The organism is Tateyamaria rhodophyticola, from assembly GCF_047777875.1.
In the GTDB taxonomy this organism is placed as follows: Bacteria; Pseudomonadota; Alphaproteobacteria; order Rhodobacterales; family Rhodobacteraceae; genus Tateyamaria.
This window is the reverse complement of the sequence record NZ_CP180519.1, coordinates 2,620,730-2,642,728: the sequence shown is the minus strand read 5'-3', so window position 1 is coordinate 2,642,728 and position 21,999 is coordinate 2,620,730. Positions and strand designations below refer to the sequence as shown.

Here is a 21,999-nt window from a genome sequence, read left to right as displayed (position 1 = left end):
GCTCGGGGGAAAAGGTTGGTCATGGCTTGGGATCAGAACGTGCTGTGCTATACGGACGGGAACGATTCATTGGGCGCAGCTCGCGTGGCCGTCCAAAACCATGACGAGACGACACCCATGCGGCACGCGTACCCGCCAGATGAGCCAGCAGGATCTGCGCGTCACAGGCGCGCCGTTCTCTACAGCCATGATACGTTTGGTCTGGGCCACTTGCGGCGCAGTCGGGCCTTGGCTTCGGCGCTCACCCAGTCGGGTGTGGTGTCCTCTGCCATCATTCTGACCGGCAGTCCCGTCGCAGGGCGGTTCACCTTTCCCCCTGCCGTGGATCACGTGCGCCTGCCCGGTGTGAAAAAGCTGCCCGATGGCAGCTATATCAGCCAGAACACCGGCATGGACATTGACGGGACCACCGCGCTGCGGTCCGGTCTGATCGCCTCCACCGTCGCGGAATACGAGCCGGATTTGCTCATCGTGGACAAGGAGCCGACCGGGTTTCGCGGCGAATTGTTGCCCACGCTGGAAAAGCTGACAGAGACGGGCAAGACGCGGATCGTTCTGGGCCTGCGTGACGTGCTGGATGAACCCGAAGTGCTGGCCGCCGAATGGGCGCGCAAGAACGCGGTTGAGGCGACGGAACGGTTCTATGATGAGGTGTGGGTGTACGGCCCGCGCTCGGTCTATGATCCGACGGCGGGTCTGCCATTGTCGGACAGCGTGCGGGCGCGCACCCATTGGACCGGCTATCTGCGCCGCGAAATCATTGATCCGGCGGATGTGCCGGAACATCCGTACATCTTGATCACGCCGGGCGGTGGTGGCGACGGGGCGGCGATGGTCGATCTGGTGCTGCAAGCGTACGAGAAGGACCCCGATCTGGGTCCGCAGGCGGTTCTGGTCTATGGGCCGTTCCTGTCCGGTGAGATCCGCAACCGGTTCGAGGACCGCGTGGCCGCCTTGGGTGGCCGCGTGGTGGCCACCGGTTTTGACAGCAAGATCGAAGCCCTGTTTGCCGGGGCCGAGGGCGTGGTCTCCATGGGTGGTTACAACACGTTCTGCGAGCTGCTGTCCTTTGACGCACGCGCGGTGATCGTGCCGCGGACAAAACCGCGGCTGGAACAGTGGATCCGCGCCAACCGCGCCGAAGAACTTGGCCTCGTGCGCAATCTTGATCAGTTCCGCGACGGTCTGACGGCTGACAGCATGATCCACGCCATCCGTGCCCTGCCCGCCCAGACCCGGCCATCTCAGGCCGGTGCCGACGGTCTTTTGGACGGGTTGGATGTGGTGATCGCCCGTGCGCGCGCCCTGATGGACATCAACGTGCAAAGCGCCGCTGAATGACCCAGGAAAATCCGCCGCTTGCGATCGCGGTCAAAGGGTGGCCGCGCCTGTCAGAGACGTTCATTGCGCAGGAACTGCTGGCGCTGGAACGCGCTGGCGTGACCTTTGACATCTGGTCGCTGCGCCACCCCACCGATACCAAAACGCATCCGCTCAGCGACGCGGTCAAGGCCCGCGTCCGGTATCTGCCCGAATACCTGCACAATGAACCCGGCCGCGTGCTGCGGGGCTTGGGATCCGCGTTGACGCGGCGCAGCTTCTGGACGGCGCTTGGGCAATTCTCGCGAGACTTGAAACGGGACCGGACGCGCAACCGGATCCGCCGGTTCGGGCAGGCCTGCGTGATGGCGCGTGAACTGCCGCAGGGCACGCGCGCGATATACGCGCATTTTCTGCATACCCCGTCCTCTGTGGCGCGCTATGCCGCGATCCTGCGGGGCATCCCGTGGTCGTTCTCCGCCCATGCCAAGGACATCTGGACGTCGCCGGACTGGGAGCTGCGAGAGAAGCTGGACGCGGCCACCGCCGGGGCCGCCTATGGCGCGACCTGCACCCGTTTCGGGGCGGAGCACCTGCGCGACCTCGCCACGACCACACCGGTTGATCTGGTCTATCACGGGCTGGATCTCAGCCGGTTCCCGGAGGCGCCACAGCGCCCACCGCGTGCGCCGTATGATCCGTTCCGCATGATTTCGGTCGGTCGTCTCGTGGAAAAGAAAGGCTTTGACCGGTTGATTGATGCGCTGGCGCTCTTGCCGGACACGCTCGACTGGCACTGGACCCATATCGGGGGTGGCACGCTCAAGGATGTGATGCGCGACCGGGCCGAACAGCACGGTCTGACGGATCGTATCACCTGGCGCGGCGCGTGTGATCAGCCCGAGGTGATCGAAGCGATGCGGCAGTCCGACCTCTTTGTCCTGCCCAGCCGCGTTGCTGCGGACGGCGACCGCGATGGGCTGCCCAATGTTCTGATGGAGGCCGCCAGCCAGCGTTTGCCCATCCTGTCGACGCCGGTCTCGGCCATACCGGAGTTCATCGACAGCGGTGTGCATGGCGTCCTGAGCGATGACAGCCCCGATGCGCTGGCCGCGCATATGGCCGATCTCGCCGCACATCCGGGCACCGCGGCAGCACTGGCGCAGGCGGCACATGACCGGTTGCACGCCGACTTCCGAATGCAGCCCGGCATTGACCAACTGGCCGAGCGGTTGCGGGCCGTGATGGACCAATGACCATCGCCTTTTACGCGCCGCTCAAGGCTCCGACCCACCCCGTGCCGTCCGGAGATCGTTCGATGGCGCGGGCGGTCATCGCCGCGCTGGCGCACGGGGGACATGAGGTGACGCTGGCCTCTGACCTGCGCCTCTATGACGGCGCGGGCGACCGCACGACACAGGCAGAATTGGCCGACGCCGCAGATGCGGAGGTGCGTCGCCTCTGCGCCGCTCCAGAGGCCGCGACGTGGACACATTGGTTGACCTATCACAACTACTACAAGGCGCCGGACCTGATCGGCCCGCGGGTCAGCGCCGCGCTGAACATCCCGTATTTCCAGATTGAAAGCACGCGCGCCAAGCGTCGGTTGACCGGTCCGTGGGCCGGGTTTGCAGCCGCGGCAGAGGCGGCCAGCGATGCAGCACGGGCCATTTTCTTCTTTACCCATCACGACGCGCTGACGCTGCGCCGGGACGCGCCTGCGGGGCAGGTCCTCGTGCATCTGCCGCCCTTCCTGCCGCGCACCGATCTGCCGGAGGCCAGTACACTGGACGGCCCACTGCTGAGCGTTGCGATGATGCGACCGGGTGACAAGGCCGCGTCCTTTGCCCTGATCGCCGAGACCCTGGCGCAGGTGCCTGCGGACGTGAACTGGAGATTGGACATCGTCGGTGATGGTCCAGAACGCGGCACAGTGGCCACTCAAATGGCGCCCTTTGGGGAGCGCGTGACGCTGCACGGGGCCTGCGACGCGCAGGCATTGTCGAGGTATTATGCGCGAGCGCGCGGGCTGCTCTGGCCCGGTGTCAACGAAGCCTTCGGGATGGTGTATCTTGAGGCGCAGGCCGCTGGTGTGCCGGTTATCGCGCAGGACCGGCCCGGTGTCCGCGACGTTGTTGCAGGCACGCATCCGGCCCCCGACGCAGGTGTCGGACCGCTGGCCCGGACCCTTGCCGCCCTTGTTCGTGACAAGGATGCAGCGGCACAGGCCGGGGCAGCAGCACGCGACAAGGTCGCGGCCTTTCACCTGCTGCCCGCAGCGGCGCGGACGCTGCACCAGACACTTCAGGGCGTGGCATGATCCGCCTTGGCCTCTTGCGTCATGGCCATACGGCGTGGAACCGGGCCGGGCGGATCCAGGGGCGCACCGATATCCCCCTTGATGATGCGGCGCGCGCGCAACTGGGCGCGCTGCGCCTGCCCGATGGATGGGCACAGGCCGATGTCGTATCGAGCCCGCTTTCGCGTGCCGTAGAAACCGGTCACCTTGTGACCGGCACCACCCCAACGCACGTTGATGCGCTCACGGAAATGGATTGGGGCCAGTGGGAGGGCGCGCATGGGCGCGACCTTGCCGCCGATCCGAAAAGCGGGTTTCGGCATATCGAGGACTGGGGCTGGACCTATCGTCCACCCGCAGGCGAAAGCCCCGCGGACCTGCGCGCCCGCCTGTTGCCCTGGGTGGCAACGCTGCGGCGCGACACGGTTGCGATTTGCCATATCGGCATCATGCGGGTCCTGATGGCCCATGCGACCGGCTGGGCCTTCAGCGGCCCCGCTCCGTTCCAGATCAAGCGCAACCGCTTGTTTGTCCTGCACATTGATGGCGATGGCTGGGCCTTGGGCCCAATCGAACGTTTGCAGGAGGGCGCGTGATGCGCATCATGATCGTGGTCACGCACCTGCTGGGCACCGGGCATCTGGCCCGCGCCCTCACGCTGGGCCGCGCGTTCGGCCACGCAGGTCACGACGTGCATGTGGTCAGCGGTGGGGCACCTGTGCCGCATTTCGACACCGCAGGCCTCACGCTGACCCAGCTGCCACCGCTGCGGTCGGATGGTGTGGACTTTGCCCGGCTGTTGCACCCGGACGGACGTGCGGCGTCGGCGGATGATCTGGCGCAGCGGACCGCCGCGTTGCTGCACCATCTGCACAATGTACGCCCGGACGTGCTGATCACCGAGCTGTTCCCCTTTGGCCGTCGTATCATGCGCGATGAATTTGGCGCGCTGCTGCACGCCGCACGCGAGGTTTGCCCGCTGATCCTCGCGTCTGTGCGCGATATTCTTGCCCCGCCATCGAAACCGTCCAAAGCCGCTTTTGCCGACGACATGGTGGCCCACTTCTATGACGGCGTGCTGGTGCATGCGGATGCGGAGGTTGTGACACTCGACGCAAGCTGGCCCGTCTCCGCGGACCTTGCGCCCAAGCTGCGCTACACTGGGTTTGTCGCCCCGTCCGCGCCGAACCCTGTGTCCGAACCGCGCAATGACACGGTATTGGTCAGCGCGGGCGGGGGCAGCGTCGGCGCTGCGATCTTTGACACGGCGCTGGCCGCGGCGCGCCTGCACACGCACACGACATGGCATCTTTTGGTCGGCGGCAGCCCCGAACGCCGCGCAAATCTGCGGGCGGCGGCCACCGAAAACGTCATTGTCGAAGCGCCCCGCCCGGATTTCCGCACCCTGCTGAGCCGCGCGGCGGCATCGGTGTCGATGTGCGGATACAACACGGCGCTGGATTTGCTGCAAACCGGGGTGCCTGCGGTCATGGTCCCGTTTGATGACGGAGGGGAGGTTGAACAGATGTTGCGGGCCAAGGCGCTTGCCGCCCTGCCCGCCATGTGGGTCCTGCCTCAGGCTGATCTCACACCAGAACGCTTGTGCGCGGCTCTGAACAGCGTCACGGGACGGACCCGAACACCGCGGCGTGATGGTATGAACGGTGCCGCGGAAACCGTGCGCATGGTCGAGGCGATGGTGGCGGAGGCGACGGTATGACGGGCACGGACTGGACCCCGCTGCGCGCCGCTCTGCGTGCATGTGAGGACGCAGGTGTGACGCCCCGCCTGTGGTGGCGCGACGATGATGCGGTTGCCGCGACGGACGCGCTGGACAGGCTCGCCCGCATGTCGGCTGAGGTGGCTTTGCCCGTGCACCTTGCCATCATCCCTGCGGGTGCGACGGAGGATCTGGTGCACAGCTGTGCCGATGCGGGATGCGTACCTGTCGTTCACGGCTGGGCCCACACCGATCACAGCTCACGGGACGTGAAGAAGAACGAATTTCTGACCCCTCGCGCTGATGCCGAAGATGATGCTGCGCGGGGTCTTGCCCGGCTGCGCACGCTTTTTGGTGACGCGCTGCGCCCCATGTTTGTGCCGCCGTGGAACCGCATCAATGACACCGTGATCGCCGCACTGCCCGCGATGGGGTATACGGCCTTGTCGACCTATGGACCACGCGCGACGCCCCATGCCGCAGACGGGCTGGCCCTTATCAATACGCATGTGGATCCGATCGACTGGAAAGGGACACGCAGCCTGATCGACCCGAACCAATTGATTGCACACGCCGCACAGATGCTGCACGACCGGGCGACCGGGACCGCAGACGCAACCGAACCCTTTGGCCTGCTCACGCACCACCTTGTGCATGACGCCGCCATCTGGACCTTTACCAAGACCTTCCTGACCGAGATGCAACAGGGCGGCGCCACGCCCTGGCAGATGGAGACATAGATGAGCAGACTGGAATCCATGCGCAGACGGCTGACTGCGCAAATCGACGGCATCAACTGGGCCGCGGCCAAGATCGCGGACACGCCGGGCGACGTTCTCGAAATGGGCCTGGGCAACGGACGCACCTATGACCATCTGCGCCAGGAGATTACCGACCGCCGCATCTGGGTGATCGACCGCATCCTCAAGTCACACCCAAGCTGCATCCCCCCTGCTGCCGACTTCCTCGAGGGTGAAGCGCAGGATATGCTGGCGCGCCTGCGGGATGCCGGGCACAAGATGGCGCTGGCCCACTATGATTTCGGCTTTGGCGTCAAGGAAAAAGACGTCGCCGAAGGGGCCGCCCTCAGCCCCCATATCGCCGCCGTCATGGCCCCCGGCGGTCTGATCCTGTCCCAGCAGCCGCTGACCGGGTTCACGCAAATCGCGGGGCCGGACACTGTCGATCCGGAACGGTATCTTTTCTACCTTGCGTAGAAACTCCATCACGATTTGCCCCGGCTCCTTGCCAGAGGCCGACCGCGCCCTCTACCCTTGGTCTCGATTCTAGGCGGGCATCAGACCCGCTGGTCCAACGGGAGTAAATGGATGACGCTTTTCAAGACGGCCGCGTTGGCCGCCGCCGCAATCATGCTGGCCACTGCCAGCTTTGCCGCCCCCCTCAAACTCACACCCGCCAATCCGCAGCCGTCCGGCCTGAAAAAAGGGCTCGCGGTCAGCTATGCCTATCCTTCGGACGTCAAGACGCTGGGGAATGCACAGAACGCGCTGCGCAAGTCAAAGCCGGGCAAGCCATTGGCCGGGCTCGATTATCGGGATACGAACGATGGCGACAAGACCCTGACGTCCAAGCGCGCGCATCACGTCGTGGCCAAGATCACCGGCTATGTGAAATTCGATGCGGCGGGCACGTATAACGTCGATTTCCTGACCAATGACGGGCTCGACGCCAATATCGGCGGGCAGCAGGTCGGCTATTTCAACGGCCGCCAGTCCTGTGCCGAGACCCGCGCCGTACAGGTCGAGGTGCCGCAGGCGGGCTGGTACCCGGTTGATATCCTCTATTTCCAGCGCGTCGGCACGTCGTGCCTGCATATGCGCGCGGGCCAGGGCTCGCCCAACTGGATGCCCAACGCGGCTTTCGGCCACTGATCTTTCGTCCCGGGGTGGGATGTGCGGGGCGCGCAGGTTCACGGACCGCGCGCCCCGCTTCGTTTGGAGGGTGAGATGAAGAAAACCGGTATCCTGAATGCAGAGCTGTCCCGCGTCGTGGCGGGCCTCGGTCATGGCGATCTGCTGGTGATCGGCGACGCAGGCCTACCGGTGCCGCCGGGGGTGCCTTGCGTGGATCTGGCCGTGACACTGGGCGTGCCCCGGATGCTGGATGTGCTGGACGCGGTGTTGTCAGAGATGTGCGTGGAACGCGCGTTCCGGGCGTCGGAGGCCGGTTCGGTTGGTGGTGAGATAGATGCGCGCGTCGGTTGCGCGTTGGTGACGCATGAGGTGTTCAAGGAGCGCAGCGCGGGTGCCGTAGCGGTGGTGCGGACGGGGGAAGGGACGCCGTATGCGAATGTGGGGTTGGTGAGTGGGGTGGTGTTTTGAGGAAGTCCAAACTGAGGGTGATAGGTTGAGGTTGTGCGGTAGCAAACGAGGTTGTGGGACCTTCATGTTCAGGATGAGGCCGACTACCGCGCCCATGTGCGGTATTGTTGGATGAAATCGGTGGAGCACGGGTTTGCGGAACGGCCGGGAGATTGGGGCTATTCGAACGTGCATTGAGGTGCGCGGTCTAGGGCGAAAAAGGACTTGGATTGTAAAGCGGTTTTTCACGCTGCTGGTTAAATGGGGTAAGTGTGCTAGGATCTGACCCGACGCTTACTCATCCGTCATCGAACTCGTCAAGAATACCGAGAGCGTTAAGAACCTCGGTAACATCCAAGAGAGCGGCGGCTGCGGCAATTCCACAACTCAGTGCGTAAATAAATATTGCAAAACCAATTGCAGAGAGCACGATGGAGGGGAATGCAACAAACAGGAGGCAGCCTCCCAAAGCGAAGAATTGAACAAAGATAAAGTGAAAGAAAGCTACCATCACTTTCATTAAATATGAATTTTCCTTACCCCCCTCTCGCAGAAGTTTTAAGAACCGGTCGTTCGAAATGGCGAGAAAGATCGCCATGGCAGCGAGAGAGAACGCGATCATACTGGGGATTATCGGTAGCGCCCATTCCGACCACACGACACCGTTCAAAAACTGATCGTACCAAATAGGCTTCAACACTACCGAAAAAAGAAGCGAGAAAAGGAAATAAGGAGAAAGTAAAAGTGCTTTCCATCCGCCATATACGCGCCAATACGTCTTAAACGCGGAGAGATATGGTGACGCCTTATTCACGATTTTCCGCTACATCGCGTGTATATGCTGCGCGGGACGAGTTTTCCGGAAGCTCCGCCTCTATCTCTTCGGGATAGCTTTTTGTGCTTCTTTCAATTTTTTCCCCGTCGCGAGCCCCTGTAGCAGTGACGTAGCCGGTGTCCTGTGCAAGCTCCGCCAGGTCCTTATAACGACCAGTCAACTCTAAGCTGTCAGCACCGGCTCGTTTGGTAATTTCACTTTTGAGACGCTTTGCGCGCATTTCGTTGACTTCATCGAGCAATTTTTGTTTTTCTTCTGATAAATCATCTGGATTGGGAACATCTAGGACGATTTCGATCTTTTTTAGGCCTGGCGTGCTCAAGACTTGGTCAACTGCGTTTTTTCGCGGAACTACGTATACCTCCGCACTTTCAAACTCGTCGGGGCAAAAGTGTTGCAGTATGGCATTAAATGCCTGCCTTGCCCGACCGACTGAAATTGACCGGTCTTCATCGTTAAGTAACTCGACGAAAAGACGGTGATTGGCCTCTCGAAATGCGAACGCAAAAATACGCGAGTTGAAACCTACGTCGTCTGGAAGAGAAATCCCACTATCGGCAAGGAGTGTCTCTCTTAAAGATGACTTCTGTATCATGTTGCTTTCAGGATCAATCTCGGTCCATATTGCAATCCTTCCTGAAAACACGCCGTTGCGTGTTTCAGAAATGGGAGAGATGGCCGCGAATTGATCTCCGAAGAAACGAACCCCGATCCGATCTCCATCATTCACTTGAGACGCTGCCTCAAACAATCTGCGATAAGCTCTGTTGGGATGAGGTTGAACAACAACGTTGAGAACACCGTACTTTGAATACATTTGATCTTTCTCCTACCCATCCATCTTCAGCGCCGAAATAAACGCCTCCTGCGGGATATCCACCTTCCCGAACTGGCGCATCTTCTTCTTCCCGGCCTTCTGCTTGTCCAGCAGCTTTCGCTTCCGTGTCGCGTCCCCACCGTAACACTTGGCCGTCACGTCCTTGCGCATTGCGGACAAAGTCTCGCGCGCAATCACCTTGCCGCCGATCGCCGCCTGAATCGGGATTTTGAACATGTGGCGGGGGATCAGGTCCTTCAGTTTCTCCACCATCGCCCGGCCCCGCATCTCTGCCCGGTCGCGGTGCACCATGATCGACAGCGCATCCACCGGCTCATCGTTCACAAGGATCGACATCTTGACCAGATTGTCCTGCCGATACCCCGTCAGTTGATAGTCAAAGGACGCATAGCCCTTGGTCACCGATTTCAGCCGGTCATAGAAATCAAACACCACCTCGTTCAGCGGCAGGTCATAAACCACCATCGCGCGTGACCCGGCATAGGTCAGGTCTTCCTGTATCCCACGCCGATCTTGACAGAGTTTTAACACATCGCCCAGATAGTCGTCCGGGACCAGGATCGTCGCCTTGATCCGCGGTTCCTGCATGTGGTCCACCACCGACAGATCAGGCATGTCGGCGGGGTTGTGCAGCTCCATCATCGTGCCGTCCTTGAGGTGGACGTGGTAGATCACCGACGGCGCGGTCGTGATCAGCTCGATGTTGTACTCCCGCTCAATCCGGTCGCGGATCACCTCGAGGTGCAGCAGGCCAAGGAACCCGCAGCGGAAACCAAAGCCAAGGGCGGCGGAGGTCTCCATCTCGAAACTGAAGGACGCGTCGTTCAGCGCCAGTTTGTCGATGGCGTCGCGCAGGTCTTCGAACTGAGCGCTGTCGACAGGGAAAAGGCCACAGAAAACAACCGGTTGCGCAGGTTTGAAACCGGGGAGCGGGTCGACCACTTTGCGCTCATGGGTGATCGTGTCACCGACACGGGTGTCGCGCACCTGCTTGATCGAAGCGGTGAGGAAGCCGATTTCGCCGGGCCCGAGGCTGTCCACCATCTCCATCTGCGGGCGGAACACACCAACGCGGTCCACGTGATGTACCGTGTCGTTGGACAGAAATTTGATCTTTTCACCCTTCTTCAGCCGCCCGTCGATCACACGGATCAGGACGATCACGCCGAGGTAGCTGTCGTACCAGCTGTCGACCAGCATCGCCTTGAGCGTGGCGTCGGGATCGCCCTTGGGCGCGGGCAGTTCGGTGACGATGGCCTCGAGCGTTTCGATGATGCCTTCGCCCGTCTTGGCGGAGACGGCGATGGCGCCGGAGGCGTCGATGCCGATCACGTCCTCGACCTGTTCCGCGACGCGGTCGATGTCGGAGGCAGGCAGGTCTATCTTGTTGAAAACGGGTACAATTTCGTGGTCCGCGTCGATCGCCTGATAGACGTTGGCAAGCGTCTGCGCCTCGACCCCTTGGGTGCTGTCCACCACCAGAAGCGAGCCTTCGACGGCGCGCATGGAGCGGCTGACCTCGTACGCAAAGTCCACGTGGCCGGGGGTGTCGATGAGGTTCAACACATAGTGCTCACCGTCCTTGGCGGTGTAGTCGATGCGGACGGTGTTGGCCTTGATGGTGATGCCGCGTTCCCGCTCAATGTCCATGGAATCAAGGAGTTGCTCCTTCATGTCCCGATCAGCCACGGTGTTCGTGGACTGGATCAGGCGGTCGGCGAGCGTGGATTTCCCGTGGTCGATATGGGCGACGATGGAGAAATTGCGGATATGGCTGAGCGGTGTCATGGGATTGGATATGTCGCGGAAACGGGGGTTGGTCAATGGCCCGGAATGCCGCGCCGCGCAACGTTCGGTGCGGTGTGTGGCGTTGGGGTGGCGAAACGGGGATTAAAGCCTGTGTTTTATGGGAAATACGGGGGGCACAGGGCGTACACACGGCGTGCACCATCCGTGCACTGGTGGCGCACAGGAAGTGGGGTTAACAGAGCGTGCGGTGGGGTTTGTTAAGCGCGGGTGAATACGCAGTCGGGTCAGTGGGACCTGACATTGTGGATTACAGTCGGGGGTGTCACACATCGCTAGAGTTGCCTGGTGCGTGGTGCGCGTGAGGGGACAAGATGGCTGCGGTTGATTTTTCGGACTTGGATGCCGCGGAAAAATGGTTTGCAGAGCAAACGGTTGAAACACGCTGTGTCATCGCCAGCCGTGCCGCGCTGCGGGTTTTGGCGACGATTGGCCTGTTTGCTAGCGATCGCAAGGAACGGGTTGCCCTGGCTGCGTTAAGGGCGGCACTCATTTCTGTAGGTCGCGGATTGGGTCGACCCGCAGATGTGGTGAAGCTGGAAAACGCAGCCCTCTCCGCCGGGACCCGACCCGCCCTCTCCGCCGCCTCTGCCCTCTCCTCCGCCGCATCAACCGCTCGCTCCGCCGCCACTGCTGTCTCCGCTGCGCACTCCTTCTCAGTCTTCTCGCCCCTCTCAGCCGCCTCTGCCTCCGCCGTTTTCGCCACTGCCCTCTCCGCCGGTGCCCGCCCCGCCTCCTCCTCCGCCTCCTCCGTCGTCCGCGCCGCCGCGACTTTGGATGCAAGGCAGGACAACGCTACCTTGCGCACGCTGCCTTTGTGGCACGGTGTCGACGTGCCTGACGAGATCCTGAGCGCCCATGACACATGGTGCGCCTATCTGAGCAGTGACCCGGCATGGGCTTTCTGGCTGCGCTGGTATTCCGAGATGTGGGAGGGCACGTTCGAAGACTGGGATCTCGCCATCGAAGTGGCCAAGCTGCCGGACGCGCTTTGGGAAGGCGACGATGCGCTGCACAAGGTGGCGGACGCGATCCCGGAAATCGAAGCGCGATTGCTCAAGTCACGCTTGCCGCAAATAGAAGACGTATTTGAGGACGATAGTGGGCTTTATAATGTGCGCACGGTCTTTGCCGACCCTGTCAAACTGATTGCCAGTATAGATCAGCGTGTACGCTTTGCCCTTGATCTCGCAATCCACAGCAACGCCTGCGATTTGAATGAGATGAGCCTCGCCGCGAAGGTGCTGCGCCATGCGTTGGACAATTGCCAGAATGATCCAAACGCGTTGGAACAGTATCTGCGTCAAGCCGCTGCAATGATCCGGGCGCGCATCGCCGAAGGGCAATTTGGCGCAGACGATGCGCTCGATTTGCTTGTGGCCACATTGGAAGAGTTGGCGCTGCAATTGCGGGCCGATCACCCTGAGGTGGCCGCTGCGGTTGATGCCCGGATCAAGCAAACGCTCAATGAGTTGAGTAAGGCCAAGCGGTTGCAGGCTGTTGGGCTGATTGAAGACGTGCGCGAAGGGACCACGGCACGGCTCCACGCCGAATTGGGCCTGGCGTCCGAAACCGTGCGCGAGAATGCGGTGCCAGAGGTGACCGCCGAGGCGGTGAAACGGTCAGGCAATCAAGCCGCGAAAATATCCCTGGCGGAGCGGGCAAAGAAGGCAGAAAGCTCGGGCGCGATGTCAGGGGTCAAGATCGGTATGCGTGCGCAGAAACTGGTTGAATTCGTTACAGAGCTGTTTTCTGGCGGCGGCGGTTCGGTTCGAGTGTGGAGCCCGTGTGTCGAGGGCGTCATCACGCCTGATGTTGTTTCCGCAGTGCCAAAGCCGATGCACGTGTAGCGCAAGCCGTGCCGTTGGTAGGCCCCGGGCTGTCGATCCAACAGTTTCTTTCTTGAGCGCTTTATGGTGGCCAAGCGCGGACATATTTACAGGCCGTGGGAGGGCCTGTCGATGGCGCGGCGGGCTGACGCCCTTAATCCCGCGCTCGACGGCGTGGTGTTGGTCGGCGCCCGCAAATTGCGTTTCACCTCTCGCGTATTGCTGCGCAATACACCTGCGGGCAACGCGCTGCGCTTAAATCGCGCGGTCCACGGCGTCGGCGGCGCGGGTGATGTCGCGGCCGACGCCCTTGACCGTTTCGCAGGCGGCAAGTGTGGTCGCGGCCAGGACGGCCAGAAGGATCAGGCGGGCTCGGGTCATGCTGCTCTCCGATGTTTTTTCACTGTCTTAAACAGGGCGGGCGGCCCGGTCAAATTTGACGCAAGCAGCATCCCGACATACGCAGTGTCGTGAATTGCCCCCGGTTCGCAAATCCGGCATAGTGAGCAACAGCAGAGCGGGACAACCCGCCGATAGAGGTACGAGCATATGAAACCCATCACTCTTTTGATCGTGGCGACCTTTGTGCTGGCCGCCTGTTCGGGCAACCGCAATGCGGTGACCCGTGTGGCGGCGCCGTCGGCCACGCTCTTTGCCACGGGCCCGATTTATTCAGCATGCCGTGCGGCAGGGCGCGATGCCGCCAGCCGCAGCCGATGTGGCTGTGTGCAGGCGGTGGCCAATCGCGAGTTGGACAGCAGCGACCAGCGCCGCGGCGCAGGCTTTTTCAGCGACCCGCATCAAGCGCAGGTCGTACGGCAGTCCGATCGCAGCATCGACGAACGGTTCTGGCTGCGCTGGAAAGCCTATAGCGACACGGCGGCGCGCATCTGCACCTAGGGCGAAATACAAATAACCGGCAATATCATGCGTCTCGCAACCCGTTGAAATCTTTGATTTCAGGCAGGGTAACGTGAGCCAGGTTTTGGTAGTTCTGCTTTAGAGGCGGCGCGTCCAGAACTGGAGCGGCTTTTCGCTCTGCGCGCCGGTGTCGACATCCTTCCACGCAAAGCGCGCCACGGCACCCGGAACAGGCGCATAGCCGCGCTTGCGCCAGAACCCGTCGAGCGGCGTGTACGCGGCCGGGCGCAGCGGGTGATCCTCGGGCCGGATCACGGAGCAAAAGCAGATCTGGGTATAGCCCAGCGTGCGCGCGTGATCCTCGCGCATGTCAAAGAACTGGTGGCCGACGCCCTGGCCGCGAAACCGGGGCAACAGGACGCTTTCGCCACAGTAGAACGTGGATGCAATGTCGATTTCAGTTCCGGCGAGCGCGTCGCGGAACTCATCTGCGTGATCCGCGAGCGGTGTTGCGGTTGATGCCCCCACCAGCCAGTCCCCGATGGTGGCTGCGACGACGATCGCCTGCTCGCTGCTTTGATAATGCTCGAGATACTGACGTTCATAGGCCAGATCGCCATCGTAAAGATACGGCCAGTCACGGAACACGGTCATGCGCAACTGCGCCAGGTCTTCCAGCGCATCCCCCAGTGCATCGCCCGTGAGCCGGGTGATGTTCACGCAGACACCTGCCGCAGCCAGTCGGCCAGGTTGTAATAGGTCGTCACCCGCGCAATGCGCCCCTGCGACAGGGTAAAAAAGGATCCCGCAGGCAGCACATAGGTCTGGCCATGCGCCTCCGGCAGGCCCGCATCCGTGCTGAGATAGCGGCCATGCACCATGTATTCGGCGGCGGCCCGGGTGCCGTCTGCGCCGCTGAGGATCACAAGATCGCGCAGCTCTTCCGCATAGCACCGCGACATATGCTGGCAAAACGCATCGAAGGCCGCGCGACCACTGCGCACCGCGCCCTCGTTCACGTGGTGCGCCACATCCTCTGTGAGGCAGTCGAGCATCGCCGGAATGTTGCCCGCATTGAATGCCGCGAAGTAATCGGTGATGACCTGCATTACGCGCCCTCGCCCCAACGCTCTACCAGACGGCCCATGATCTGGTCGCGCGCATCCCTGTAACTCGCCAGCTTCGCCTCCCGCGTCTCGCCCAGGCCGGTGGGATCGAGGATCGGCCAATACTCGACATCAAGGTGGTAGAACCGGGTCAGATCCAGCGCACGGCGCTGCGATGCCGGCGACAGCGCGATCACCAGATCAAAGGAGCCGAGATCGTCGCCCCACTCCTCCATCTCGTCGAAACTGCGCGACCGGTGCCGGCTCAGCTCGACGCCAAGCTCCTGACAGACGGCAATCGAAAACCCGTCGATTTCAAGATCATTCTTGACCCCCACAGATTGTACGTAAGTGCCGGTGCCATAGAGCTTTTTCATGATCCCTTCGGCCATGGGCGAGCGTACCGCGTTGTGATCGCAGCAAAACAGAACCGAAGAGGGCAGCGCCTGCGCCATCTAACCTCCGAAATGCAGCACGCAGATCAGCGTAAAGAGCCGCCGCGCGGTGTCCGTGTCGACCTCTGCCTTGCCTTCCAGACGCTCCTGCAACACCCGGCTGCCTTCGTTGTGGATGCCGCGGCGCGCCATGTCGATGGTCTCGATCTGGCTTGGCGGCAGCTTCTTGACCGCCTCGAAATAGCTCTCGCAGATCTGGAAATAATCCTTCACCACCTGCCGGAACGGCCCCAGCGACAGATGGAACTCCGCCGCCTTCTCCGCCGCTTCCGTCGCCACATCGAACACCAGCCGCTTGTCCCGGATGGAGAGGCCCAGGCGATAGGGGCCCGCAGGCGTCGCCCGCCCGTCGCGGTCGGGCAACACGAACGTGTTGTCCTCCAGCAGGTCAAAAATCGCCACCTTGCGCTCCTGCTCGATCTCGGGCGTCGGCGGCGGCAGGTTGGCGTCATCAAGAGTGATATGCGTGATACGGGTCATAGCAGGTGGCCAAAGGCGAAACAAAGTTTCGCGATGCTTACGCAACCGCCCCCGGCAACACAATGGCCCCGTCTTCTTCTGGCCAAAAATACCATGGGGGAGCCGCGCATGCGGCGGGGGCAAAGCCCCCTGAAACATGGCGTGCGCCGCATGGCGCACAATTGGATCACATGTTGAGCTTGCGCAGCCGTGCGGTGACCGATAACCCGTGCGCCTCGAGACTTTCAGAGGCGGCCAGCACCTCGGCCCCCGGACCGATCGCCCGCAGGGCGTCCGGTGTCATCTGAGCAAGCGTCGTCCGCTTGATGAAATCCATCACCGACAGCCCAGACGAAAACCGCGCCGACCGCGCCGTGGGCAGCACGTGGTTCGGCCCGCCGATATAGTCGCCGATGGCCTCCGGCGTCCATTGACCCACGAAAATCGCGCCCGCATGGCTGATGCGGTCCGCCAGCGCCTCGGGCTCCGCCACGCAGAGTTCCAGATGTTCCGGCGCAATCCGGTCCGACAGCGCCACCGCCACGTCCAGATCAGGCACCGTGATCACGGCGCCGAAGTCGCGCCAGCTGGCCCCCGCAATTGCGCGCCGCTCCAGGGTTTCGAGCCGCGTCTCAACCGCTTGCCCCACCGCACGGCCAAATGCGGCATCCGTTGTGATCAAAAGCGCCTGCGCACTTTCGTCATGTTCGGCCTGGCTCAACAGGTCGAGCGCGATCCAGTCAGGATCATTGTCGCCATCCGCAATCACCAAGATCTCGGACGGGCCCGCAATCATGTCGATGCCGACCTTGCCAAACACCCGCCGCTTGGCCGCGGCCACAAACGCGTTGCCCGGCCCCGTGATCTTGTCCACCGGTGCAATCGTGTCCGTGCCATAGGCCAGCGCCGCCACCGCCTGCGCCCCGCCAATGCGGTAAATCTCGTCCACGCCCGCCAGCTCTGCCGCCAGCAGGACCGCCGGGTTCAACACGCCGTCCGGTGTCGGCACCGTAATGGCCAGCCGGGACACTCCGGCCACCTTGGCCGGCACCGCATTCATCAAAACCGACGACGGATAGGACGCAAGCCCCCCCGGCACATAAAGCCCCGCCGCCGACACCGGCGTCCAGCGCCAGCCGATGCGCGCGCCCACATCATCCGTCCACATCGCATCCTCTGGCATCTGCCGCGCGTGATAGGCGCGGATGCGCTCTGCGGCCAATGTCAGCGCCGCACGCTCTGCCTCGGGCACCGCCTGCACCGCCTCGGCCCGTTCCGCATCGCTGATGCGCAACGTCTCGGGGGTGAGGCTGATCCGGTCAAACCGCTCGGTCAGCGCGATCACCGCCGCATCGCCATGCGCACGCACATCCGCGATGATATCGGCCACAACGGCGTCCACGTCGGGGCTGTCTTCGCGCTTGGCGTTCAGGAGCGACGTGAAACGGGTTTCGAAATCCGGCGCGGCATAGTCAAGAAACTGAGGCATGTGTGTCCCTTTGAATTGCACCGGGACATAGCGGGCGGGGTGCGGGGTCTCAAGCCCCGGGCGGATCGCTGCGGATCAGCAGCAGGTCATCTTCGACCGCACCACCGGCAAGCGTTGCATTGGCAATGCGTCCACATTCGACAAAGCCATGGCGCGCATAAAACCGGATGGCGCGCGCATTGGACGCAGCCACGTTCAGCTCCAGCTGCCAGACGCCAAGCGCTTGCGCCGCTCCGATGAGCGCGCCCAGCAGCAGATCCGCCGCCCCCTGCCCTTGCGCCGCACGCCGCACATAGAACCCGCCAACCTCGCCCCGGTGCCGGGTCTGCACCCGACTTTGCGGCACAAGGCTCGCCATGCCCACGGCATCATCGCCGTCAAACACGCCAAAGGTGTGGCCGTGGTCCAGCCCCGCGGCGATGTCTTCCAGCGGGATCGCCGCCGCTTCGTCATGGGTGGACAGGTACGCCGTCGGATACAGGCTGAGCGCTTCCAGCCGCAGGGTCCGCCACGTCGTGGCGTCCTCTCCGACCAGTTTGCGCACCTGTGTCACGTATCGTGCTCCGGAACCGATTTCGACGGGGCCACATAAGGTTTCGTCACATCACGCAGCGTTGCATCCAGCGTCTCGACCGACAGACGGATCGCCCCGTCTCCGGCAAGCGTCAACGTGATGTGCCCCGCGCCATCCTCGCCCGGCTCAAAGCCAATCGACAAGAGCGACAGGATCATATCTTTGTCAGAGCGGTCGATGCCCTGACTTGCCACGGCCAGCACGTCCTCGAAGGACAAAAGCGCCTGCACCCGTTCGGGCGCGTGCCGGTCCTTGCCAGCGTCCTCCCAGCGGAACCGATTCAGCAGCAGCGCAAAGCGCCGCGCCCTCGCCTCCCACCGCATCTCGGTGATCGGAAATACCGCGTCCTGCGTCAGCGATGAGATCACCTGCAGGTCGTCCGTATCGAGCGCGCCAAGGTTCAGGGGCGCTTCGCGGCCGTCTTCGAAACGTGCGTCTTCGGTCATTCGCCCTGAACCCTTTCGATATCCGCGCCCACCCCGGACAGCTTGCGCACCACGTGCTCATAGCCGCGATCAAGGTGATAGACCCGCGCCACCCGCGTCTCGCCCTCGGCGGCCAGACCCGCGAGGATCAGGCTGACGGAGGCCCGCAGGTCCGTGGCCATCACCGGCGCCCCCTTGAGCCGTTCGACACCGGTCACCGTCGCGGTGCCGCCCTGCACATCAATCGACGCGCCCATACGCATCAGTTCGGGCGCGTGCATGAACCGGTTCTCAAAGATCTTTTCCTCCAGCACCGACGTGCCATCCGCCGTGCACAGAAGCGCCATCATCTGCGCCTGCAAATCGGTGGGAAAGCCGGGGAACGGCTCGGTCGTGACATTCACGGCACCGATGCGCCCGTTCTTGCGCGCGACCTTGAGGCCGGTCTGTGTCTCTTCAACGGAAATACCCGCCGCATCCAGTTTTTCGCAGAACGCGCCCAGCAGGTTGATCCGGCCACCGATACATTCGACCTCACCGCCACAGATCGCGGGCGCCAGCATGTAGGTGCCCAATTCAATCCGGTCCGTCACCACACGGTGCGTCGCCCCGCCCAGCCGGTCGACGCCTTGAATGGTAATCGACGATGTGCCGTCGCCGTCGATCTGCGCGCCCATCGCGCGCAGGCAATCGGCAAGGTCCACGATCTCGGGCTCGCGCGCGGCGTTGTTGATGACCGTCGTGCCCTTGGCCAGCGTGGCCGCCATCATGATGTTCTCGGTCGCCCCGACGGAGGCAAAGGGGAAGTCAATCACCGCGCCCTTGAGCTTGCCGCCATCCGCCTTGGCATGCAGGTAGCCGTCGCGGAGCTCGATCTCGGCCCCCATCTTGGCCAGCCCGTCGGTGTGGATGTCCATGGGCCGCGCGCCGATGGCGCACCCGCCGGGCAGCGATACCTCCGCATGACCCTCGCGGGCCAGAAGCGGTCCCAGCACGAGGTTCGACGCGCGCATCTTGCGCACGATGTCATATTCCGCACGCGTGTTGATCGCGCCATGCGTCGACATGGCCAGCACCTTGCCGTCCTGCAGGCTCGTCACCTCGGCCCCCAGTGATTGCAGCAGCTGTGTCATCGTCTTGATGTCGCTCAGACGCGGCGCGTTCGTCAGCGTCAGCGGCTCGTCGCTCAACAGTGTGGCAGGCATCAAGGTCAGACACGCGTTCTTGGCCCCCGCAATCGGGATCTGACCATTCAGCGGGCTGCCGCCGCGCACCAGAATACTATCCATCGTCCTGCCCTTTCGCGTTGTCCTCGGCCTCTGTCCCCTTGCGTGCTGCATCGCGGGCGCGAGTCTGTGCCTTGCGCCGCGCCAGATTGGCCTTGAGCGCCGCCTTGAGCCGCGCATCACGGTCGTTGGCCGCCTTGTTTTTCGGGGTTGGTTTGCCTGTCATGCGCCTTCTCTACCGCAGGGGCTTTGGGCCGTCCAGAATAGGCTTGCAAGGTGCCGCATTTGGGTCTATCCCGCCGCGCACGGCGCTGCTGTAGCTCAGAGGTAGAGCACTCCCTTGGTAAGGGAGAGGTCGAGAGTTCGATTCTCTCCAGCAGCACCATCGAAGCACTTCCCGACCTTCTCCTTCCACTTTCTGGCCGCCCAAGGGTCTCGACGTACGCGCATCGGCTCCGCCGCTACGCTGCGTGCGAGAGTTCGATTCTCTCCAGCAGCACCATCGCAGCACTTCCCGACCTTCTCGAACCGCTTTCTGGCCACCCAAAGGTCTCGACGTACGCGCATCGGCTCCGCCGCTACGCTGCGTGCGAGAGTTCGATTCTCTCCAGCAGCAACATCGTGGCACTTCTCGACCTTCTCCTTCCGCTTTCTCGCCAGCCCAAGGTCTCGACGTACGCGCGCCGGCTCCGCCGCTACGCTGCGTGCGAGCGTTCGAGTCTATCCAGCAGCACCATCGCAGCACTTCCCGACCTTCTCCTTCCGCTGTCTGGCCACCCAAGGATCTCGACGTAAGCGCATCGGCTCCGCCGCTACGCTGCATGCGAGCGTTCGAGTCTCCCCGCCCGCATCATTGATTAAGGCCCCTACTTAACCCTGCCGTTGCCAAGCTGCCCTCAAGTCTCGACGCCCGCGCGTCGCCACAGCTTCGGCAGAATGCGGCAAACTTGGCGTGACCCGCCGCGCCGGAAGGCGTACATCACTGGCAATGACACAAACGGAAATCAAACAGCCGTGCTGCACCCCGCCGCGCGGCGAAACGCCCAAGACGCGAACGCAAGTCGCCACCGATCCCGCGTGGTCGGAGCGGTTGCGAGCAGAGGCCGCGTCGATTCCCGGCGGGCGGGCGCTGGTCGGTGTGGACACGCCCCTGATCCCGAATGACGGCGAAGCGCCCCAGCGGCGCGTCAAGGTCAAACCGTTTCGCATCGGACGCACCGCAGTGACCAATGCCGCGTTCGCCGCATTTGTGGACGCAACCGGATATGTCACCGAGGCAGACCGGTTCGGCTGGTCTTTTGTGTTCTGGGCGCATGTCCCGGACGCCGTTGGCCCGACGCAGGCCCTGCCCGGCGCGGAATGGTGGCGGCAGGTCGATGGAGCGAACTGGCGCGACATCAATGGCCCTGGCACCGCAGATACCACATGGCACGCGGAGCATCCGGTCGTGCAGGTGTCGTGGAACGATGCGCGCGCATATGCGGACTGGGCCGGTGGGCGTCTGCCGACCGAGGCCGAATGGGAACATGCCGCGCGCGGCGGCCTTGGCGATGTGCGTTTCCCCTGGGGCGATGCAGAACCGAACGACACGGACCATTTCCCCTGCAACATCTGGCAGGGCGTATTTCCCCAGGACAACACCGGGGGCGACGGGCACCTGACCACGGCCCCGGCGCAGAGCTTTGCGCCCAACGGGTTTGGCCTCTTCAACATGGTGGGCAATGTGTGGGAATGGACCGCCGACCGCTACCGCATCGCGTCGTTGAAGAAAGAGGTCAAGGCGCGGCTTGCCGGAATGCAAGGCTACAGGCTGACCAAGGGCGGATCGTTTCTGTGCCACGCATCCTATTGTTATCGCTACAGGATCGCGGCGCGCTCCGGCACATCACCGGACAGTGCGTCGCCGCATCAGGGGTTCCGGGTGGTTTGGTCAGACCCGTGACGCGCCACCGGCTGAACCAAGGGGCGCGCAGATGGTACGGGGAAATTGGACAGCACGTGCGGGACACGCTAGGCTGGCGCAAGCAGAGTGAGGTGGTTTGACATGCCCAAAGCGACACGCGTCGGCGATATCGGTTCCGGACACGGGTGCCATTTCCCACCGACACCGGCCATTGCCGGTTCGGGCGATGTGTTTACCAACATGATCCCTGCCGTGCGCAAGGGCGATGCGTATCTGCCGCATGCCTGCCCGGCCTGCCCCGCGCCGCCCCATGGCCGTGCCCTGTCGGGTGGGTCTGGCACCGTATACATCAACGGAAAACCGGCGGGACGCGTGGGCGACGCGATCAACTGTGGCGGCTCCGCCTCGGCCGGGTCGGGCAACGTCTTTATCGGCGGTTGATCCCACCCGCGGTGCGGGCGCGGCATCACGGCGCGTTCAATTGATTTCAGCGCGGCGCACAATAGGTCTGGCGTAACAGGCCAAGGCGCATG

The 21,999-nt window shown here is 63.0% G+C and carries 26 protein-coding genes and 1 tRNA gene; 14 read left to right on the top strand and 13 right to left on the bottom strand.

The genetic code is table 11. The features are described 5' to 3' along the window. The first annotated feature begins 117 nt into the window (after positions 1–117). The 9 genes from ACERHN_RS14575 (at position 118) to rbsD (ending at position 7,681) form a co-directional block, all read left to right on the top strand. Positions 118–1,341 carry a glycosyltransferase family protein gene (locus tag ACERHN_RS14575; RefSeq protein WP_415922747.1) on the top strand — a complete coding sequence of 408 codons (1,224 nt, stop codon included), beginning with the start codon at positions 118–120 and terminating at the stop codon, positions 1,339–1,341. Continuing rightward, complete coding sequence (locus ACERHN_RS14570; protein ID WP_415919746.1) at positions 1,338–2,576, top strand: glycosyltransferase family 4 protein; 1,239 nt, start codon at positions 1,338–1,340, stop codon at positions 2,574–2,576. The genes ACERHN_RS14575 and ACERHN_RS14570 overlap by 4 nt, the downstream gene beginning before the upstream one ends. After that, on the top strand, positions 2,573–3,640 hold the full coding sequence (locus ACERHN_RS14565) for a glycosyltransferase family 4 protein (RefSeq protein ID WP_415919745.1): 1,068 nt from the start codon (positions 2,573–2,575) through the stop codon (positions 3,638–3,640). Before ACERHN_RS14570 ends, ACERHN_RS14565 begins: the two co-directional genes overlap by 4 nt. Further along, the gene (locus tag ACERHN_RS14560; protein WP_415919744.1) at positions 3,637–4,215 is read left to right on the top strand and encodes a histidine phosphatase family protein; all 579 of its coding nucleotides are present in this window, start codon (positions 3,637–3,639) and stop codon (positions 4,213–4,215) included. Before ACERHN_RS14565 ends, ACERHN_RS14560 begins: the two co-directional genes overlap by 4 nt. Next, a complete protein-coding gene (locus ACERHN_RS14555; protein WP_415919743.1) occupies positions 4,215–5,339 on the top strand; it encodes a glycosyltransferase family protein in 1,125 nt (374 codons plus the stop codon). Before ACERHN_RS14560 ends, ACERHN_RS14555 begins: the two co-directional genes overlap by 1 nt. Further along, the gene (locus tag ACERHN_RS14550; RefSeq protein ID WP_415919742.1) at positions 5,336–6,079 is read left to right on the top strand and encodes a polysaccharide deacetylase; all 744 of its coding nucleotides are present in this window, start codon (positions 5,336–5,338) and stop codon (positions 6,077–6,079) included. The genes ACERHN_RS14555 and ACERHN_RS14550 overlap by 4 nt, the downstream gene beginning before the upstream one ends. After that, on the top strand, positions 6,080–6,556 hold the full coding sequence (locus tag ACERHN_RS14545; RefSeq protein ID WP_415919741.1) for a class I SAM-dependent methyltransferase: 477 nt from the start codon (positions 6,080–6,082) through the stop codon (positions 6,554–6,556). A 111-nt stretch (positions 6,557–6,667) separates the two neighbouring features. After that, positions 6,668–7,231, top strand: coding sequence for a PA14 domain-containing protein (locus ACERHN_RS14540; RefSeq protein WP_415919740.1), 564 nt, complete (start codon positions 6,668–6,670; stop codon positions 7,229–7,231). Between the two features lie 75 nt (positions 7,232–7,306). Then, positions 7,307–7,681 (top strand): D-ribose pyranase, encoded by a 375-nt coding sequence (gene rbsD, locus ACERHN_RS14535; protein ID WP_415919739.1) that lies wholly within the window; start codon positions 7,307–7,309, stop codon positions 7,679–7,681. 277 nt (positions 7,682–7,958) lie between these two features. On the opposite strand, the gene ACERHN_RS14530 is transcribed toward rbsD, so the two are convergent. Genes ACERHN_RS14530 through lepA form a run of 3 tightly spaced genes read right to left on the bottom strand, consistent with a single transcriptional unit; the run spans position 7,959 to position 11,121 of the window. After that, complete coding sequence (locus ACERHN_RS14530) at positions 7,959–8,474, bottom strand: hypothetical protein (protein ID WP_415919738.1); 516 nt, start codon at positions 8,472–8,474, stop codon at positions 7,959–7,961. Then, positions 8,467–9,312, bottom strand: coding sequence for a DUF4747 family protein (locus ACERHN_RS14525; RefSeq protein ID WP_415919737.1), 846 nt, complete (start codon positions 9,310–9,312; stop codon positions 8,467–8,469). Before ACERHN_RS14525 ends, ACERHN_RS14530 begins: the two co-directional genes overlap by 8 nt. A 12-nt stretch (positions 9,313–9,324) precedes the next feature. After that, positions 9,325–11,121 (bottom strand): translation elongation factor 4, encoded by a 1,797-nt coding sequence (gene lepA, locus ACERHN_RS14520; protein ID WP_415919736.1) that lies wholly within the window; start codon positions 11,119–11,121, stop codon positions 9,325–9,327. Positions 11,122–11,453: 332 nt separating this feature from the next. Here lepA and ACERHN_RS14515 point away from each other — a divergent pair, with 332 nt between their 5' ends. Next, a complete protein-coding gene (locus ACERHN_RS14515) occupies positions 11,454–12,989 on the top strand; it encodes a hypothetical protein (RefSeq protein WP_415919735.1) in 1,536 nt (511 codons plus the stop codon). 234 nt (positions 12,990–13,223) lie between these two features. Here the strand turns inward: ACERHN_RS14515 and ACERHN_RS14510 are convergent, their stop codons facing one another. Beyond that, positions 13,224–13,349, bottom strand: coding sequence for an EcnA/B family entericidin (locus ACERHN_RS14510; RefSeq protein WP_415919734.1), 126 nt, complete (start codon positions 13,347–13,349; stop codon positions 13,224–13,226). Positions 13,350–13,517: 168 nt separating this feature from the next. Here ACERHN_RS14510 and ACERHN_RS14505 point away from each other — a divergent pair, with 168 nt between their 5' ends. Then, on the top strand, positions 13,518–13,868 hold the full coding sequence (locus ACERHN_RS14505; RefSeq protein WP_415919733.1) for a hypothetical protein: 351 nt from the start codon (positions 13,518–13,520) through the stop codon (positions 13,866–13,868). 99 nt (positions 13,869–13,967) lie between these two features. Here ACERHN_RS14505 and ACERHN_RS14500 read toward each other — a convergent pair whose 3' ends face one another. From ACERHN_RS14500 to ACERHN_RS14460, 9 genes are all read right to left on the bottom strand, one after another. Next, complete coding sequence (locus ACERHN_RS14500) at positions 13,968–14,549, bottom strand: GNAT family N-acetyltransferase (protein ID WP_415919732.1); 582 nt, start codon at positions 14,547–14,549, stop codon at positions 13,968–13,970. Further along, positions 14,546–14,938, bottom strand: a complete 393-nt coding sequence (locus tag ACERHN_RS14495; RefSeq protein WP_415919731.1) for a ketosteroid isomerase-related protein — start codon at positions 14,936–14,938, stop codon at positions 14,546–14,548. Before ACERHN_RS14495 ends, ACERHN_RS14500 begins: the two co-directional genes overlap by 4 nt. Next, positions 14,938–15,390 (bottom strand): low molecular weight phosphatase family protein, encoded by a 453-nt coding sequence (locus ACERHN_RS14490; RefSeq protein ID WP_415919730.1) that lies wholly within the window; start codon positions 15,388–15,390, stop codon positions 14,938–14,940. The genes ACERHN_RS14495 and ACERHN_RS14490 overlap by 1 nt, the downstream gene beginning before the upstream one ends. After that, entirely contained in the window at positions 15,391–15,870 is a 480-nt protein-coding gene (locus ACERHN_RS14485; protein WP_415919729.1) for a UPF0262 family protein, read from the bottom strand. Between the two features lie 166 nt (positions 15,871–16,036). Then, positions 16,037–17,338, bottom strand: coding sequence for a histidinol dehydrogenase (hisD, locus tag ACERHN_RS14480; RefSeq protein ID WP_415919728.1), 1,302 nt, complete (start codon positions 17,336–17,338; stop codon positions 16,037–16,039). A 49-nt stretch (positions 17,339–17,387) separates the two neighbouring features. Beyond that, the gene (locus tag ACERHN_RS14475; protein ID WP_415919727.1) at positions 17,388–17,891 is read right to left on the bottom strand and encodes a GNAT family N-acetyltransferase; all 504 of its coding nucleotides are present in this window, start codon (positions 17,889–17,891) and stop codon (positions 17,388–17,390) included. Further along, positions 17,888–18,358: a DUF2948 family protein gene (locus tag ACERHN_RS14470; RefSeq protein WP_415919726.1), complete on the bottom strand. Its 471-nt coding sequence runs from the start codon at positions 18,356–18,358 to the stop codon at positions 17,888–17,890. The genes ACERHN_RS14475 and ACERHN_RS14470 overlap by 4 nt, the downstream gene beginning before the upstream one ends. After that, on the bottom strand, positions 18,355–19,626 hold the full coding sequence (murA, locus tag ACERHN_RS14465; RefSeq protein ID WP_415919725.1) for a UDP-N-acetylglucosamine 1-carboxyvinyltransferase: 1,272 nt from the start codon (positions 19,624–19,626) through the stop codon (positions 18,355–18,357). Before murA ends, ACERHN_RS14470 begins: the two co-directional genes overlap by 4 nt. Further along, positions 19,619–19,789 carry a hypothetical protein gene (locus ACERHN_RS14460; RefSeq protein WP_415919724.1) on the bottom strand — a complete coding sequence of 57 codons (171 nt, stop codon included), beginning with the start codon at positions 19,787–19,789 and terminating at the stop codon, positions 19,619–19,621. The genes murA and ACERHN_RS14460 overlap by 8 nt, the downstream gene beginning before the upstream one ends. An 84-nt stretch (positions 19,790–19,873) precedes the next feature. Between ACERHN_RS14460 and ACERHN_RS14455 the strand changes: the two genes are divergently transcribed. The 3 genes from ACERHN_RS14455 to ACERHN_RS14445 all read left to right on the top strand — a co-directional run bounded on the left by ACERHN_RS14455 (position 19,874) and on the right by ACERHN_RS14445 (position 21,907). Then, positions 19,874–19,948, top strand: a tRNA-Thr gene (locus tag ACERHN_RS14455). A 603-nt stretch (positions 19,949–20,551) separates the two neighbouring features. Next, complete coding sequence (locus tag ACERHN_RS14450; RefSeq protein WP_415919723.1) at positions 20,552–21,505, top strand: formylglycine-generating enzyme family protein; 954 nt, start codon at positions 20,552–20,554, stop codon at positions 21,503–21,505. Between the two features lie 102 nt (positions 21,506–21,607). Continuing rightward, on the top strand, positions 21,608–21,907 hold the full coding sequence (locus ACERHN_RS14445; protein WP_415919722.1) for a PAAR domain-containing protein: 300 nt from the start codon (positions 21,608–21,610) through the stop codon (positions 21,905–21,907). Positions 21,908–21,999: the final 92 nt, after the last annotated feature.